At 58.7% G+C, this 16,009-nt stretch carries 14 protein-coding genes and 1 pseudogene; 7 read left to right on the top strand and 8 right to left on the bottom strand.

Annotation, left to right across the window (positions count from 1 at the left end; all coding sequences use genetic code 11):
• The 4 genes and pseudogenes from ACFQY0_RS20570 to ACFQY0_RS20555 form a co-directional block, all read right to left on the bottom strand.
• A pseudogene (locus ACFQY0_RS20570) lies at window positions 1-232 on the bottom strand (hypothetical protein); the annotation flags it as partial.
• A 539-nt stretch (window positions 233-771) separates the two neighbouring features.
• A complete protein-coding gene (locus ACFQY0_RS20565) occupies window positions 772-1,761 on the bottom strand; it encodes a type II secretion system F family protein (RefSeq protein ID WP_379716729.1) in 990 nt (329 codons plus the stop codon).
• Window positions 1,762-2,068: 307 nt separating this feature from the next.
• A complete protein-coding gene (locus ACFQY0_RS20560; RefSeq protein ID WP_379716726.1) occupies window positions 2,069-2,782 on the bottom strand; it encodes a hypothetical protein in 714 nt (237 codons plus the stop codon).
• Window positions 2,783-2,946: 164 nt separating this feature from the next.
• Window positions 2,947-4,917, bottom strand: coding sequence for a fructose-bisphosphatase class III (locus ACFQY0_RS20555; protein ID WP_379716723.1), 1,971 nt, complete (start codon window positions 4,915-4,917; stop codon window positions 2,947-2,949).
• Window positions 4,918-4,999: 82 nt separating this feature from the next.
• Between ACFQY0_RS20555 and ACFQY0_RS20550 the strand changes: the two genes are divergently transcribed.
• The 4 genes from ACFQY0_RS20550 (at window position 5,000) to ACFQY0_RS20535 (ending at window position 8,737) form a co-directional block, all read left to right on the top strand.
• Window positions 5,000-5,458: a TlpA family protein disulfide reductase gene (locus ACFQY0_RS20550; RefSeq protein WP_379716720.1), complete on the top strand. Its 459-nt coding sequence runs from the start codon at window positions 5,000-5,002 to the stop codon at window positions 5,456-5,458.
• 59 nt (window positions 5,459-5,517) lie between these two features.
• Window positions 5,518-7,050: a YifB family Mg chelatase-like AAA ATPase gene (locus ACFQY0_RS20545; protein ID WP_379716716.1), complete on the top strand. Its 1,533-nt coding sequence runs from the start codon at window positions 5,518-5,520 to the stop codon at window positions 7,048-7,050.
• 40 nt (window positions 7,051-7,090) lie between these two features.
• A complete protein-coding gene (locus ACFQY0_RS20540; RefSeq protein ID WP_379716713.1) occupies window positions 7,091-7,795 on the top strand; it encodes a class I SAM-dependent methyltransferase in 705 nt (234 codons plus the stop codon).
• Window positions 7,796-7,867: 72 nt separating this feature from the next.
• Entirely contained in the window at window positions 7,868-8,737 is an 870-nt protein-coding gene (locus tag ACFQY0_RS20535) for an alpha/beta hydrolase fold domain-containing protein (protein WP_379716710.1), read from the top strand.
• A 43-nt stretch (window positions 8,738-8,780) separates the two neighbouring features.
• On the opposite strand, the gene ACFQY0_RS20530 is transcribed toward ACFQY0_RS20535, so the two are convergent.
• Complete coding sequence (locus ACFQY0_RS20530; protein ID WP_379716707.1) at window positions 8,781-9,407, bottom strand: 2OG-Fe(II) oxygenase; 627 nt, start codon at window positions 9,405-9,407, stop codon at window positions 8,781-8,783.
• 175 nt (window positions 9,408-9,582) lie between these two features.
• Here ACFQY0_RS20530 and ACFQY0_RS20525 point away from each other — a divergent pair, with 175 nt between their 5' ends.
• Together ACFQY0_RS20525 and ACFQY0_RS20520 are read left to right on the top strand one after the other, a co-directional pair.
• Complete coding sequence (locus ACFQY0_RS20525; RefSeq protein WP_379716704.1) at window positions 9,583-10,020, top strand: GNAT family N-acetyltransferase; 438 nt, start codon at window positions 9,583-9,585, stop codon at window positions 10,018-10,020.
• Window positions 10,021-10,091: 71 nt separating this feature from the next.
• Window positions 10,092-11,039: a carboxylesterase family protein gene (locus ACFQY0_RS20520; RefSeq protein WP_379716701.1), complete on the top strand. Its 948-nt coding sequence runs from the start codon at window positions 10,092-10,094 to the stop codon at window positions 11,037-11,039.
• Window positions 11,040-11,046: 7 nt separating this feature from the next.
• Here ACFQY0_RS20520 and ACFQY0_RS20515 read toward each other — a convergent pair whose 3' ends face one another.
• Together ACFQY0_RS20515 and ACFQY0_RS20510 are read right to left on the bottom strand one after the other, a co-directional pair.
• Window positions 11,047-12,171 carry a glycerate kinase gene (locus tag ACFQY0_RS20515; protein WP_379716698.1) on the bottom strand — a complete coding sequence of 375 codons (1,125 nt, stop codon included), beginning with the start codon at window positions 12,169-12,171 and terminating at the stop codon, window positions 11,047-11,049.
• A gap of 85 nt (window positions 12,172-12,256) precedes the next feature.
• A complete protein-coding gene (locus ACFQY0_RS20510) occupies window positions 12,257-13,327 on the bottom strand; it encodes a vWA domain-containing protein (protein ID WP_379716695.1) in 1,071 nt (356 codons plus the stop codon).
• Window positions 13,328-13,655: 328 nt separating this feature from the next.
• Here ACFQY0_RS20510 and ACFQY0_RS20505 point away from each other — a divergent pair, with 328 nt between their 5' ends.
• Complete coding sequence (locus ACFQY0_RS20505) at window positions 13,656-15,212, top strand: arylsulfatase (protein ID WP_379716692.1); 1,557 nt, start codon at window positions 13,656-13,658, stop codon at window positions 15,210-15,212.
• A gap of 597 nt (window positions 15,213-15,809) precedes the next feature.
• Here ACFQY0_RS20505 and ACFQY0_RS20500 read toward each other — a convergent pair.
• Window positions 15,810-16,009: tyrosine-type recombinase/integrase (locus tag ACFQY0_RS20500; protein WP_379716689.1), on the bottom strand; the 200-nt coding region annotated here is incomplete at its 5' end.

Genomic DNA, 16,009 nt, shown 5'->3' with positions numbered 1-16,009 from the left:
TGCCGTCCCACAGGAAGCGCCGGGACAGCGTGCCGTTGACGCTCTCGCTGACTTTCCGGCCCATCGCGTCGTAGCTCCACTCGACCCGCTGCGCGCCCCAGTTCACCGCCTTCAGCCGATCCGCCGCGTCCCACTCGAAGCTCCGCAGCACCGTGCCGCCCGGGTCCTTTTCCCACAGCAGGTTGCCGTTCAAATCGTAGCCGTAGCTCGTCTGCGTGCCGCCGACCTGCACGCTGTAGCTCTGCGTCGTGCGGTTCGGTGGCGGCGATGCCGAAGCTGTTCGCGCCCTCCTGCACGGCGATCTCGCGGCGGAAGGTGAAGGTGTTCGTCCCCGGGATCCCGGTCACCGTGGCAGGCTGGCCTTCGACGGTGACGATCCCCGGCTCAGCACGCCCTCGACCATCGCCCGCCCGGCCCCGCCGATCGGGTTGAGGCGGTTCATCGCTGGAACCACCGGATAACTAGCAAGAGACCCGTAGCGGAGGTAGCCGCCACCACGAACACACAACCGGAAGCTAATGCTAACTCAAGATACCTTGGATCCCCTTGAATGAACCAAAACAATCCACTGCAGCAAGCAACGGCAATCGAAACGACGCCGGCAACGAGGATCATTAGTCCTAGAACATCGACAACCTTCATTTGATACAACGCTGCCCAAGGAGACCGGCGAGATTTCCGCTCGCGCCAGGTGGTGGAGTCAGACTACTTGCTGGAAGGGTTGCCGATGCGCTATTGGCGTACGGGCAGCCACGAACCGCAGGACCTACCTCAAATCCCCAGCTCCTCCAGACTCCCATAGTACCCCGAGTAGAAACTCACCAACTTCCACACTACAAAGGCCACGATCAGCGCATATCCCAATTTCGGCAGCACCACCGACAAGGTCCGCACACGGCTCGCCGCCTCGTCCTCGAACAACTTCGCCCAGCGCAGCAAGTCTTTATCTAACATCCCTGACTCCTCCGCCGTCGCATACGACTTCGCGAAAGCCCTCGGAAATGCCTTTTCCGCGAGAAATACCGGACCCAGCGCATTCCCCTCCTTCGCTGTGGACTTCAATCGCTTCGCCGCCTCACGGATCGCACCGCTGGCCGAGGCATCACCCGCCATCGTCGCCGTCTCCCCCATCGAAAGCCCGGCCAGAAGTCCCGCATGATAGACTTTGGTAAAGCGCGCCATCGCCAGCTTCTTCCGTGCCCCGCCAATCATCGGCACTGCATTGATCATGCGATCCACCGCCGCATTGTTAGGCGCCATCCGCAACAGCCCCATCACCAGCATCGCGACCCCAAAAATCAGCGCATAAGTCACCAGCAGGGAAATCACCAAGCTCTTCAAAACCCCAGCCGCACCGATGCCCCCACTCATCACATCCGAAGGAATCGCCGCCAGCAGCAGTCCAAGATGCAGCAGAACCAGCGGATAGATCATCGCCTTGAGGGCATCCCTTCGCGCCCCCGCTACGAGCTCAAAATAGTCTGCCAAATGCTTGAACGCCGGCCCCAGCTTTCCGCCCTTCTCTCCCGCCGCAATGATGCAGCGTTCCATCTGCGTCAGTTCCTTCCCCTGGAACGACTCCGCGATGCTTCGTCCCTCCCCCAGTCCCGCGAGCAAATCCTCCAACAACTTCCGCTCCCCACCCGAGGGCCTGCTTTCTAACAGAACTCCTGCGGCCTCTCTGATCCCGAAGCCCGCCTCAACGAGCTTCTCCAGCTCGACATAGAACAGGTATTTTTGTTTCGCCGAAAGTCCAGCCATAGCCGGAAGCCTAGGACTCGCTACCGGATTTACCACTCAATTTCCACCCCTTCACCAGCAGGCCGATCAAGCTAGGGAAGAAATTGGACCACGATGGATGGGATCAATAGAATGAAGACAACGAAATCCAATTATCCTGGTGATGATCGTCATGGTTGAACCTCAATTCTAGCCTGAACTGAGGGCAATGATTTCAAAATCCTACCCACCTGTCCCGCCATAGCCTTGGCGACGGGGGATCCTATCCATCTTGGTCCGAAAAAATTCAGCGGGAGCCGATTCTCTCCCTAACTTGATCGCCCTGCCTTCACCAGGCGAATACCACCGGTGGGATCACGATCTTGACTCTTCCCGCGCCCTCATCGGTCTCGGTCTGCTCAATCGCCGTCACGACATCGTCTTCAAACTCGATCACCGTCTTGCCGATTTCTTCCTGAGTCACGTGGGAAAACTGCCGGAAGCTCCGACCCGTTACCGGATCGCGCACATAGGTGTAGTGCCGGACTTCCTCATAATCGACGAACTCCCACTTGCCACTTCGCCCCTTGGCTGTCTGGCGAACTTTCGTCTTGTTAGGTGAACCGAGCGCCTTGCCAGCCTCCTCCAGTGTCATCCCGATCGCCGCGCGGTTCTCCGCCACCAGCTTCGCCACTTCCATCTGCCGATCATAGAGCGCCTTCAGGTTCTCCACGAATTTCGGGTCTTTCGAAGCAAAGGCCCAGGGTGCGACCCAACCCGTCACCTTGTTGCCCCCCGTCTGCGCCGACACCCGGTAAGCCCGATCCGTCATCGCCTGGAGAAGCACCTTCTGATCCTTCACCAAATTTCCCAGCGGGCGCTTGCCCTCCTTGTCGGAAAAGACCTGAGCCTCCTTGATCACCAGCAGCTCGATCGGCTTCTCGACGTGCTCTTCCAGATAGATCACCTCCGGATCATCATCCAAAAGCGAGCGCTTGGGCGCGGAAGGTGCCGCCACAACCAGCGACATCAGCAGTATGGGGACGACGAACTCCTTTTTCATGGCATTAAGATAGACTGCGGCCCGCGAAACGAAAGGCCGCTTTTTCAGACGAATGCCCGCCTCAGTTTATTCGGAAAGTTCTTTCGCCCTCTGAAACCATGCGTCGTCGAGAGGTGCCAGGGCGGCATATTCCGATCCCGCACCTTGCCACAAGGGACCGGTTTTCACCGTTGCCCTTCCCGAAGGTCACCAAATTCGTAGGCTTCCACCATCTCCTCCAGCACCCGGATCTGTTCGCGAATTCCCTGACCGACTTCGGTGTCACCAACCAATCGTGGACGCTCGTACTCGCGCAGCATGGTGCGCGTCGGAATCAGATCCTCACCTTCCCGCACCGCCGCAATCGGATCAGGAAAGGCATGATGCTCCGCCAGGACCTCACCTTCCGGACCGAGAATCAACGTGAACCCCCGGTCGCCATAGGCTTCGGAAAATGCGCCATCAATCGTCACGGCATTCCCTCCGTCCTTCAGCGGGCTCTCCCCCGCCTCCACCTTCACCGGCACGTGCCCATTGACCACGATCCCACCTTCCTCAACGCCCATCTGTCTGCAGATCCTGTCACAGAAATTGAAATCGTGAATCCATTTGAACCACGGGTTCTTGATCTCCTTGTGCGTCGATTTATCTGCGACGAAATAGGTCTCGAAAGTCGCCATGCGATCCTTGCCGAAAAGCGGCGACTTCGGACCCGCCCACAGATAGTAGAACCAGTCCTTATCCTCCTCCGTCGCTCGGGTGCCTGCGCGGAAGGCCCGCTTGATCACCCGGTTGAGCGCCTCGAACTGCTCGGGGCCGCGGCGCTCCTTGTTGTCGATGGTCAGAGGCAGATACTCACCCTCATCATCCACCGCCAGGCACGCATGGAAGATCACCGCCTTGTCGCGCACCGTCGCCATCTGGCCGCGCTCTGCCATCCACTGCATGTGATGCCACAGGCGCGGCGAAGTCATGAACGATTCCTTCAAGCGATCAATGCACTGCTGCTCTTCCTCCGACAACTTGTTAGGGTCCTGCGGATCAATGGTCGGCAAATGAGTATCCCGCATCGGGAAGACGCCGTCCTTCAATTCCACCGTGCCGTTCTCGAAATCGATTTTCTTGAGCAGGTTCCGATCATCCATCTCCCATTCCGGGTGGCGTTCCACCAGCTGCCCTTCGAGCTTGAACTGCAGCACCGCCACCGCCTTGTGCATCCGGGCAATGAGCAGCGGATCACGCTCACCGGTTCTCTTTGAAATGAAATGCTCTGCCGGATCATCAGCATAGGCGGTATTCGCCAGCTGTTCCAATGCCTTCGTCAAAAGACCATAACCTTCCTCAAGCTGATAGAGCCTGCGGTAGCGCAGTGAAATCCGCAGCACCAAGGCGATCAGCGCCTCCTGCCCGAGACAAGCGCCCATCCAGCTCACATCGTGATTTCCCCAGATCAGCGAGACATTCGGGATGGGCAAGAGGTAATCCACCACCCGGTCGAGCCGCGGTCCGCGATCTCCGAGATCGCCTGCCACGACCAGTTCCTCGACGGTTAGGTTGCGGATGAAGCGCGATGCATTCCGGATCGCCGGAAAGCCGAGACGACGCTTCACCATCTCGCGCAGCTGCACTTCCAGAAACACCTCGGCATGGCCGCCTGCCGGATAGTTCAGCAGCACCTCGAACAACTCGCGATTCTGCTTCGGAGCCATCAGTTTGACCGTCTTGCGCCGACGATTCCGAATCATCACACGGATCAGATCGAACTGGCGGGTCAAGGTCGCAAGCACCCACTGATAACGCGCTTCCTCATCATCATCGAGCGCCTCCGATTTGATCTGCAGAATCTCCGCCGGATAATAGAGCACGTTGAGAAACTCGCGGAACTCCTCATCACTCAGCGAATCCTCGAACAACTCCTCCACCAACGGCCGCAGGCGGCCCGAAGCATTGTTGATCACGTGGCGCAGCTTTTTTGCCTCACCATGAATATCGGAAATCACATGAATCACTCCCTTTGGAAGCTCCAACTGCGCCTTCAAAGCCGCAATCTCAGACACCGCCGATTCAATCGTCGGAAACCTATCTGCCAACACACGATGCACCCACTCGGACATGCCGGAGTAAAACCACAGGATCACCGGATACCCAAGCCTCATCAGCGGTCATTTCTGAATCCCGTTTGGCCTCATCATGAATTTGATTTGCCGACGCCACCCTGAACCATCTAGTCTGTCAGACATGTTTGCTAGAATCATATCCCTATCCGCAGCACTTGTATTACCACTTCTCGCCGATCCCGTAAAACTCGATGATCTCGGCACTCAGATTGTCGGCAAACCAGCCCTCACTCAGAGCGACCTCGAGGGCAAACTCCTCGTCGTTCATCTGTGGGAAGCCCACTGCGGCGCGTGCAGGACCGCCGTCCCCGCCTTCGAGAAGGAAATGCGCAGCAAGAAAAAGTACGCCACCGCGGTCATCGTCCACCGGCACGATAAGCAGGAGCTCGCCGAATCCGTGGCCGACGACCTCGGACTTAAACTTCCCGTCTTTCACAACCCGAAAAAAATTCCCCAACTCAAGATGAAGACCTGGCCCTGCGCCATCATCATCACCCCCGATGGCGAAGTCGCCTACAGCGGCTCTCCCGGCAAGGATTTCGATAAGGCACTGCGGGACGCGAGAAAATCCCTCCCCTAAGCCGTGCAACTCCAACCTTGCCTTGACTGGTCAAAACCGGCAGCCTTGAAGCTGTTCACATGATCAGCCGTCTCTATTCTGCCGCCCTGCGTGGCGTCGATGCCATCGAGGTCGAAGTCGAGGTCAGCGCCCACAGCTCCGAAGAGCCCCGAGTCGTCATCGTCGGCCTGCCGGATGCCGCCGTGCGCGAGTCATCGCAACGGGTCGTCTCGGCCATCACCGCCTCCGCAATGTGTCTCGCCAAGGGCGTCAAGACCGTCAACCTCGCCCCCGCCGACCTTAAGAAAGAAGGTCCTTCCTTCGACCTCCCGATCGCCCTCGCCATGGCCGTGGCCGCAGGCGAAACGCCGCTGCCCACCGAGGATTGCTGCATCGTCGGCGAGCTGGCCCTCGATGGCACCGTCCGTCCGGTCAAAGGCGTGCTCCCCATCGCCATCGAGGCCAAAGCCCGCGGTCGCACCCGCCTCCTTGTCCCGGAAGCCAACGCCGCCGAAGCCGCCGTCATCGAGGGCATCGATGTGTTCCCCATCCAGAACCTCCACCAGGCCTGGTGTTTCCTCAATGGCGACGGAATCATCCAGGCCTATCACCTCGACCGCCGCGCCTTCTTCGAAAGCCAATCCACCTACGACGTCGACTTCGACGAAGTCAAAGGCCAGCACCACGTCAAGCGCGCACTGGAAGTTGCCGTAGCCGGAAACCACAACATCCTTCTAACAGGCCCGCCTGGAACCGGAAAATCGATGCTCGCCAAACGTCTGCCGACGATCATGCCGGCGATGAGCGAACAGGAAGCCATCGACGTCACGAAAATCCACTCGATTGCCGGCTTGCTCGACACGAAAAAAGCCTTCCTCACCACGCGTCCCTTCCGGGCTCCGCATCACACTATTTCCGATGCCGGACTGCTCGGCGGCGGCACCAATCCCGGCCCCGGAGAAGTATCGCTCGCCCACCACGGCGTGCTCTTTCTCGACGAACTGCCCGAGTTCCGTCGCCAGACTCTTGAAGTCCTCCGTCAACCGCTCGAAGACGGCCACGTCACGATTTCCCGAGCCGCCGGCTCGCTGACCTTTCCGGCACGATTCATGATGGTCGCCGCCCTCAATCCCTGCCCCTGCGGCTACTATGGAGATAGTAAAAGGGAGTGCCGCTGCTCGCCGCGCCAGATCGAGAACTACCGCCAGCGCATCTCCGGACCGCTTCTCGACCGCATCGATCTGCACGTCGAAGTCCCGATCGTCGAATATCAGGAACTCTCCTCCAAAGCGAAAGGCGAGAGTTCCGCCTCGATCCGCGAGCGCATCCTCGCTGCTCGTGAGATCCAGTACCGGCGATTCCGGGACGGCAAGACCATCACCAATGCCGCCATGGGCCCCCGCCAGGTCCGTGCCTGCTGCCAACTCGATTCCGAAAGTTCCTCCTACCTCGAGCAAGCCATGGAAACGCTCAACTTCTCGGCCCGCGCCCACGACCGCATTCTCAAGGTCGCCCGCACCCTCGCCGACCTCGAAGCCGCCGAAGACATCGCGCCGAACCACATTCTGGAGGCGATTCAGTACCGCTCGCTGGATCGAAACTTGTTTCTCTAGCTTCTCGCCAGAGCCCCCGTCATTCGGCATGCTGTCTCCTATGATCCGCATTATTTCATTCCTGTTGCTGGCTACACTCCTACCACTCGCTGCCCAGAGCGCCCCCAGATCTGGAGAAGAGAGCGTCAAACCCGGCATCAACACCCGCTACCTCGACCCGGAACTCCAAGTCGACGAGTGGCTGAAACGATTCGAAGTCGAATCCCGCGAAGTTTTCCACAAGCGTGAAGAGATCCTCAAGGCATGCGGAATCAAGCCCGGCATGAAGGTGGCTGATATTGGTGCCGGAACGGGACTCTACACCCGACTGTTTTCGAATGCCGTTGGCGAGCAGGGATGGGTCTACGCCGTGGATATCAACGGGCGTTTTCTCGAGCACATCCAAGCCCGGGCCGCCCAGGAAAAGCAGAACAACATCACCACCGTCCTCTGCCCTCAGGACTCAATCTCGCTTCCTCCCGCATCCATCGACTTCGCCTTCCTATGCGATGTCTATCATCACTTTGAATTTCCCAAAACAAGCCTCGCATCCCTGCACCAGGCCCTCAAACCCGGCGGCCGCATCATCCTTATCGACTTCATCCGGATCGATGGCGTTTCGAACGAATGGACCCTCAACCACGTGCGGGCAGGCGAAGATGTTTTCCGTCAGGAATTCGAGGACGCGGGCTTCCGATTCGAGGCCAGGCTCGATCTCCCCGGACTCAAGGAGAACTACTGCCTGCACTTCGTAAAACCGGAATAGCAGGACGAACAAGCTCCCTTCAGACCATCTCACCTCTCAGACCTTGTCGAAAAACGATCCACCAACCACCAGATGATCCGGGTTATAGCATTGAGCTTGCTGACATGCGGCATTCTCCCCGGCAGTGAGCCAAGCGAGAAAGGGGTGACCTTTGCGAAGCTCGGAGAAAGGGAGCTGAAACTGGATATCTACCGACCCGATAGCCAGACAGCCGCAGCCCATCGGCCTTTGATTGTCTGGGTTCACGGCGGCGCATGGCGAGCTGGCAAAAGAGACTCGGTTCCCATCAAGGCCCTGGTCGAAAAAGGATTCACCATCGCAAGTGTCGATTACCGCCTCAGCACCGAAGCTCCGTTCCCCGCAAATGTTCACGACCTCAAGGCGGCCATCCGGCATCTCAGGTTCCATGCACGGAAGTATCAGATCGATCCCGAGTCCATCTGTATCGCCGGCATCTCGGCCGGGGGGCATCTCGCTGCACTCGTAGGACTCACCAATGGCAGCCCTGCCCACGAAGGAGAGGTCGGCCATCAACTCGAAACTTCTTCCGATGTGCAATCCGTCGTAAGCTTCTTCGGAGCGTCCAATCTGCTCTCGATCCTCGATCAATCGACTCCCCATGGCCTGAAAGTCCGTGTCCCGGCATTGAAGTTACTGCTCGGGGGATCTCCCCGTGAGAAACCCGCTCTGGCGAAACTCGCAAGCCCGATCGAACAACTCGACAAGTCCGACCCCCCGGTCCTTCTCATCCACGGAGACGCGGACCCGCAAATGCCCATCGAACAGTCCATCGAACTCCAAGCGGCTTGCAAACAAATCGGAGTCCCCTGTGAAATGGTCACCATTCAGGGCGGACAACATGGCGGCGAGAAGTTCTTCGATGAAGCCCGGCTGCAGCTCGTTGCCCGCTTTCTCAGCGAAGACGCAGCCGATCGGAAGTGATCAGCCCGAGTGAAAATACGTCAACCTTCGGAACGGCTTTCACTCAACTCCCCCGCACACGAAACCACCCGGTAATGCTCATGCGCGTTTCGTGAGCCGGCAGCACCTCATGCCAGTGGTCTCCGGCAAGGAATGCCACCAATGTGCCCAGCTGTGGATCCAGGATCTCCGCTTCGCCTAGCTTGTCGCCGGGCGTCGTCCAGAGCTTCAGCTGACCTCCATGCTCCGGCATCCAGCCGTCGTTGAGATAAAGAATCACCGTCACCACCCGGTCCATCGTCTCCCGGTGCCGGTCAAGGTGAGGCTTATAAAAGGCTCCCGGCTGATACACCGCGAAGTGGCCTTCAAAGTCAAAGAGCCCCAGAAAGAGCTGCTGATTGATCGCCCGACGCAGCTCTTCCAAGCGCTCCATGTAGCGGCTTTCCGCAGCACTCATCGATCCCGGCTCCAACCAGCGCACGTGGTCACGGCGGATGTCCTCACGGATCACCTTGGCCGCGCCTCTCCCGACGCCAGCTTTGCGGAAATCCCCATCCTCCCAGGCCGCCATGCCATCTTCGGCAAGTTGTACACCTTCGAAATGCTCGAGAAAGTCAGGCACACAGACCCATCCCTTCTCCCGCAAACCTTCGACGACGACTGATGATAAATCAAAATGGCTCGTGCTCATTGAACGGCCACGACGACGGTTGAGTCGTGCAGGCCTGTGGATTGGCCGGGGATAAATCACAGCCGCCCCTCCTGCACAAGCGTTTCCCGCACCGGCGTCGAACCCCGGACCACGAAATCTCCGAATGAGATTTGTCAGCTCCCGCCGACCAGCCCATAACCCGGCGAGCCGAACGATGATAAGTTTCCACGAAATCCCCCACCTCAGCCCGGCCTGGAGGGAAGTGCTCATTCACCGGGATCGAATCTCGAGGCGCCCATTGGGCATCAACTTGAGCGATGAGGATACTGTCAATGAGTCAAGCCAGCGGCACTTTGTTCTCCGCGACGGATCCCACATCATCGCCGGCCTGATCAGCTGCCCTCCTGAGAATAAGACAATCAAACTGCGTCAGATGTGGGTCCACGAAGACCAGCAGGGAAACGGCATGGGGAGCCGCTTGCTCACAGAGATCTCCGAACAATTTGCCCGCGAAGGCATCGAGCGCCTGAGGCTACACGCCCGCGTCTCGGTCCGCTCGTTTTACGAGAAATGCGGCTACCTCGCGGAAGGCAGGATTTTCACCGAAGTCGGCATTCCTCATATCATCATGGAGCGGCAACTCACTCGGTAATCAGCTGCACAAAAGCGAACCCATTCCTCACGGCTTGGCATGTCAGCCGATGACCATTAGCATTCATCGGAATGAAGCGACTCTTCCTCGGTTTCCTCGCGTCCGCGCTCCTGACCCCCGCGCTCCTCGCACAGGTCGGCACGACCCGCGACTGGTCCTCCGCCGACGGCCGGGCAATCACGGCGGAACTCGTGCGCGTGGATGAGAATCAGATCGTGGTCCGACGCGATGGAAAACTCGTTACCATCAAGCTCGCGCTCCTCTCGAAGGAGGATCAGGATTTTGTCGAATCCCTCCGTGAAACGGACGGTGACACCGAGCTTCGCGCCGCAGGCTTCAAGCAGGGAAAATATGCCGACGCCGTGAAGGATGAGTGGGTGAAGTTTCCCGCGACGGAAGCGAGCCTGCTGTTCCAACTCTACATCGGAAAGGATGCGACCCGAAAAAAAGCCGGCCCGGAGGTCCCGCTCTTCATCCATCTTCACGGAGCCAGCGCCCGCGCAGATGATGTGAAAGCGGGCAAAGTCGAGATCGCCCCCCAGAGGATTGTGGCCGACGGCTTCTATGGCGATCACCCTGGCGTCGTCTGCGTTCCCACCTGCCCACCCGACCCGGAAACATGGGGCAAGCAGACGGCGAAACTTGAAGCCTTGGTCGATGATCTGGTGGCCAATCTCCCCATCGATCGGACACGCATCTACCTCTCGGGCTACTCGCAGGGCGCTCAAGGAATCGCGAAGATGTTAGAGAGCCGACCCGACTTCTATGCGGCTGCCGTCTTCGCTGATGGCGGACCAGATGAAAAGTGGGTCGGGAAAGTAAAAACTCCGATGTGGAGTTATTATTCACCGGAAAGAGACAGCTCGAAAGCGGAGGCCATGCAAAGCGGCTTCAAAGCCGACGGCGTGGAATACCGCTTCAATCGAATCCAGGACTCGGCGCACAACAACATCCACTGGAAGCTCGCAAATGATCCGCAAGTCTTCGAGTGGCTCTACACTCAGACGAAAAAGAACTAACGTTTCCTCATCGCGTCCGCGCTTCGAAAAATTGCGAGTTCAGCACCATCTCAGTAAGCAAGGGCCCAGCCCGCTCGATGAGGGTTTCAAGCGGCAGTCCGCCATCGGCGAGCGCGTGCAGGGAATCGAATATCCCGCTCTCGCGGGCCACCTCGTCAGACATTCCACAGAAGCCCGTGACGGCTACCCCATGAGAGCGGGCCATCCTCGCCAGCGCCACCGGACCTTTGCCCGACAGACTCTGGAAATCGATCGAGCCCTCACCGGTGACCACATGATTGACCGCACGCACGCGTGCTTCGAGACCCGTCAGATCCGCCAGGAGCTCGAAGCCCGAGACCAGTTTCGCATCGGCAAATTGCAGCAAACCAAAGCCCAATCCCCCTGCCGCTCCCGCTCCGGGCGTCACCGACTTCAGCTCTCCACCACTGCACTGGACAAGTTTTTCCAAGGCTCCTTCCAGAGTCACTTTCGCCTCATCACTGGCTCCCTTCTGAGCCGAAAAAACCGACGTCGCCCCCGTGGTTCCGAGCAAGGGATTATCGACATCGCAGGCCGCCGTGATTTCCGGAAGCACCATGCGTCGACCGATATCAACGCGACTCAAACACTCGAGATTCACTGGGATCGGATCGATCTCCTTTCCCTCATCATTCAGAAAGTTCACCCCAATCGCCGAGGCCATACCACACCCCGCGTCATTCGTGGCGCTCCCTCCCAGACCCAGAATAATCCGCTGGACCCCATGCTCCCTAACAGCATGTGCCATCTGAAGGCCAACCCCACGCGTGGTCGCCACCAGCGGATTCCTCTCATCGGCCTTCAATCGCCACATGCCCGCCGTCTCCGCCATTTCCATCACCGCAAGCGGACCCTCCGGAGTTTCCGCCAGCACATAGCGGCTGTCAATTTCCCGGCCGAGCGCATCCACCGCCGGACAGGGAATCCATCGCCCCTTGAGTGCCGCCGCCAGCGACTCCATGAAGCCCTCGCCACCATCCGCAATCGGGCATAGGTCGCACTCCGCCGCAGGATCTAACAGCGCAATCCCTGCGGCAATCGCCTCAGCCGCCTGCAGGGCGGTAAGCGAGCCCTTGAATTTATCGGGAGCGATGAGAATACGGCGGGTCATGAATGGCAGTCCGTCTGGACCCGAAGCTCACCGGGGATCTCATCGCCCGTCAAGACTCCGAAATGAATCCCAACCATGAGCCGCATCAATCCAGCTTCATCACTCTCACCTTACCGTTCTTCTCGACCATTGAAAACTGGCCGCCCGTGCGCTTCGCCAGCTCCTTCATCGCCGCCGCAGCCCGGGGTTCCATCATTGCTACGGTATTGATCGTGATCCCCTTGGTCTTGGCCCGATGGCCGATCCGCTTCGCAAGCGCGACCATATCGCCCCCGACCACCCCATCGGTCATGAAGAAAATCATCTGAGGTGGTGGTTCCATCGCAATCGCCATATCCAGCGGGTTCTCCCAGTTCGTTCCGTAAATCAGCCGCGTATCCTTCACCAGCTTCAGTGCTTCATTCCGAGTACTCGGACTCGCGGGGAGCCACTCGGCTTTCTGCTTCTTGCCGGACGGGCTCCAGTTGTGCGCGCCTTTCCCGCCCTTCCAGTCATACTCTTCTCCCTGCAGAGAAACCACGGCGGAGCGATTTCCTTTCGCCATGTTCACCTCGCTCGCCGCCACCCATGAAGGCCCGGCAAAGAAGATCATCTGAAATTGCATCCCCACCTTGACCTGCTCAACGGACTTGGTGAGCTCTTTCCGCATCAGGCGATCCCGATCACCCTTCATCGAGGCCGAATAGTCGATCACGTAAACCACGCGCTCGGCCGTCACCGTCTGGTTGAAGAAAGTCGTGCCCCCTCCGCCGGTGCCGTCCCCTGATCCGCTGCCCCATCCGGCACCGAAATCATCGCCCGTTCCAAAATCGAGCGAGGGCTCCGTGAACTCCGTCTCAGGCACGGGAATCGCCATCGGCGAACTCGTATTCGCCGCAATCACCTTGGTCATCGCTGACGAGGGCGCTGACGGCTTGGAGCGGACTTGAGAAAAGGTCTTTTCCTGAAGCTCCTCATTCATCGTCACCGGCATCTGGTAAGACACCATCACCGTCTCCTCCTTTATCCACGATGGCAGCAAAACGAGCGCCAGAATGAGCATCACGAGCGCCACTACCAGAAAGGCGACGAAGATACTGGCGACCGATGCTTTGCGTTGCTGACGAAGCGCAACCGCTTCTTGTGCTTTTAAAATACTTAATGGGACTTTGGACATGGCATGTTTGAGTTTTCTCAAGGGTTCAGGAAACCAAATGGAGCGCAAAAGGAGAGTGGGACCCCTTCTCAGGATCTCATCCATGGAAACTCCTCAGATCCGCGAATCTTAGCACTGATCTCCACCCTCTGAAATGCCACGAAAGACCCGAGTGTTATCAATAAACTGAATTTTTCTGCCCAATCGTGACTCCCCACCTCCTCCATCCCTCTGTTTCTGACCATCTTGTATTCCACTCATCCCAAGACCAACCGAACGGAATCTCCGCCCCGGATCACTGCAAACATCCGCCTTTCCCCGACGTATGCCCGCAAGCCCCCAGCTCATCATGAAGCCCCTGGTCTCCATCCTCTCCGCCCTAGGCTCCCTCGGCATCGCCGCCGAAAGTCCGCGCCCGAATATCGTCCTGATCATGGCCGACGACCTCGGATTTTCCGACATCTCCTGCTATGGCTCGGAAATCGAAACGCCGCAGCTCGACGCGCTCGCCAGGGAAGGGATGCGCTTCTCCCAGTTCTACAGCACCGCCAAATGCCACTCCTCGCGCGTCTCGTTGCTCACCGGTCTCTACTGCGACCAGGCAGGAGCCGAAGAACTCTCCCGAGGTGCCACCATCGCCGAGGCGCTCACCCCCACCGGCTACCACTGCATGATGGTTGGAAAATGGCATCTCTCCAAACAACCGACCGACTTCGGATTCCAGCGCTACTGGGGCCACCTCTCCGGCGCCACCAACTTCTTCACCGGCGACGACACCTTCCGCCTCGACGGCAAACACTGGACCGTCCCGAAGACCCTCAACGGCAAACCCTTCTACACCACCAACGCCAACATCGACTTCGCCACCGATTTCATCGACGAACACCTCGCCTCCCCCGCCAAGCAAGACCCCTTCCTTCTCTACGTCGCCTTCAACGCCCCCCACTACCCGCTGCAAGCCCCGAAGGAAACCGTCCAAAAATACCACGGCCGCTACGACCAAGGCTGGGACGTCCTCCGAAAACGCCGCTACCAGCGCCAACTCGAATCCGGTATTCTCTCTAACAAACACCAACTCTCCCCCCGCCCCGACCATGTCCCCGCCTGGAACTCGCTCTCGAAGAAAGAGCAGCATTGGCAAGCACGTCGCATGGAAGTCTTCGCCGCGATGGTCGATCTCCTCGATCAAAACGTCGGACGCCTCGTCGCCCACCTCAAGGAAAAGGGCCTCTACGATAACACCCTGATCCTCTTCTGCAGCGACAACGGCGCCTGCCCCTTCGACCGCACCCGCGGAAAAAACAAGGAGCCCTGGGATCCCGACTCCTACTGGTGCTACGACACCGGCTGGGCCCACATGGGCAACACCCCCTTCCGTCTCTACAAACAGAACCAGCATCAAGGCGGTATCAGCTCACCCCTCATCGCCAAAGTCCCCACCTCCTTCCACCTCGAAACCAAAGACACCGTCGTCAGCGAGCCCGGCCACCTCATCGACGTCATGGCCACCCTCCTTGAAATCAGCGGCGCCGAGTATCCCGAAAAAGTCGCTTCGCGCATCATCGACCCCCTTCAGGGAAAATCCCTCCTGCCCGTTCTCAAAGGCAAAACCCGCACCGCCCACGATCAACTCTACTTCCACTTCTCCACCGACCGCGCCCTTCGTCAGGGCGACTGGAAACTCGTCTCCGCCAAAGGCGGCCGCTGGGAACTCTACAACCTAACAGACGACCCCACCGAACTCGACGACCTCGCCAAAGAGCACCCCGAACGCGTCGCCAAAATGAGCCGGGAGTGGTTCCGAATCGCCCGCGATATCGAGCGACTTCCCGAGAATCAGCTCAAGCCCGCGAAAGACAAACTCACCCCCCTCTTCTCCAAGAAGCCGGGGAAAAAGAAACCCTGAAGAACCTTACTATCTTATTCCCCGACATTCCTACTCACCCCACTAATCGCGTGCGCGCCTAAGCTGATCGCGTGAGGCGCAGCCTTTTACGCGACGTGAAGCAACGCCACAGAGCCCTTTCGGCGCAGCGACCTTAGTCCGCGCAACCGATCGGACGCCTAGCGCTGGCCCTAATCTCCTGCCTTTCCGCAGACCCAGAAGCACTCAGTCCAATGGACTCCAACTTCAGTTATCAAGTAGAACCAAGCCCCCCCCCAATCCCGTGCCTTTCCCTCAAGCGATCAAGCAAGGGAAGGAATGGGACCAGCATGATGAGATCGATAGGATGAAGGCAACGAAATCCAACGATCTCAATAATCATCATGGTCGACCTCAATTCCCGCCTAAAGCCGAGCTCAACGCCTCCAAAATCCGATCCACCTGTCCCGCCACAGCCTTGGCGGCGGAGAATCCCATCCATCCCATCCATCCCATCCATCCCATCCATCCCATCCATCCCATCCATCCCATCCATCTTGGTCCAAAAATATTCAGATCGAACCGCGGGGAACCGCGTGAGGCGCTGCCTTTCACTTTCTACTTTCTACTTCTCACTCGTCACTGCCGCACAGCGGCCTCGAACCCATCCAGCGGACTCGTCACCCCCAAACCGCTCACCCCCATCGCCACGTGCAGATAGATTTCTGTGGTGGTAATGTCCTGATGGCCCAACAACTCCTGGATCCTCCTCAAATCCACCCCCGCCTCCAAGAGATGCGTCGCAAACGAATGCCTCAGCGCGTGACTCGTTACCCACT

This window comes from Haloferula chungangensis (assembly GCF_042664875.1).
Classification (GTDB): domain Bacteria; phylum Verrucomicrobiota; class Verrucomicrobiia; order Verrucomicrobiales; family Akkermansiaceae; genus Haloferula; species Haloferula chungangensis.
The sequence above is the reverse complement of the archived record's forward strand: the minus strand, read 5'-3'. Positions and strand labels throughout refer to the sequence as shown.

Excerpts from the sequence above, each read along its gene's own strand:
- ACFQY0_RS20550 (WP_379716720.1), top strand. The coding sequence starts at position 5,000 with ATGTTTGCTAGAATCATATCCCTATCCGCAGCACTTGTATTACCACTT.
- ACFQY0_RS20510 (WP_379716695.1), bottom strand. The coding sequence starts at position 13,327 with ATGTCCAAAGTCCCATTAAGTATTTTAAAAGCACAAGAAGCGGTTGCG.
- ACFQY0_RS20515 (WP_379716698.1), bottom strand. The coding sequence starts at position 12,171 with ATGACCCGCCGTATTCTCATCGCTCCCGATAAATTCAAGGGCTCGCTT.
- ACFQY0_RS20540 (WP_379716713.1), top strand. The coding sequence starts at position 7,091 with ATGATCCGCATTATTTCATTCCTGTTGCTGGCTACACTCCTACCACTC.
- ACFQY0_RS20535 (WP_379716710.1), top strand. The coding sequence starts at position 7,868 with ATGATCCGGGTTATAGCATTGAGCTTGCTGACATGCGGCATTCTCCCC.
- ACFQY0_RS20525 (WP_379716704.1), top strand. The coding sequence starts at position 9,583 with ATGATAAGTTTCCACGAAATCCCCCACCTCAGCCCGGCCTGGAGGGAA.
- ACFQY0_RS20545 (WP_379716716.1), top strand. The coding sequence starts at position 5,518 with ATGATCAGCCGTCTCTATTCTGCCGCCCTGCGTGGCGTCGATGCCATC.
- ACFQY0_RS20565 (WP_379716729.1), bottom strand. The coding sequence starts at position 1,761 with ATGGCTGGACTTTCGGCGAAACAAAAATACCTGTTCTATGTCGAGCTG.
- ACFQY0_RS20555 (WP_379716723.1), bottom strand. The coding sequence starts at position 4,917 with ATGAGGCTTGGGTATCCGGTGATCCTGTGGTTTTACTCCGGCATGTCC.
- ACFQY0_RS20505 (WP_379716692.1), top strand. The coding sequence starts at position 13,656 with ATGAAGCCCCTGGTCTCCATCCTCTCCGCCCTAGGCTCCCTCGGCATC.
- ACFQY0_RS20530 (WP_379716707.1), bottom strand. The coding sequence starts at position 9,407 with ATGAGCACGAGCCATTTTGATTTATCATCAGTCGTCGTCGAAGGTTTG.
- ACFQY0_RS20560 (WP_379716726.1), bottom strand. The coding sequence starts at position 2,782 with ATGAAAAAGGAGTTCGTCGTCCCCATACTGCTGATGTCGCTGGTTGTG.
- ACFQY0_RS20520 (WP_379716701.1), top strand. The coding sequence starts at position 10,092 with ATGAAGCGACTCTTCCTCGGTTTCCTCGCGTCCGCGCTCCTGACCCCC.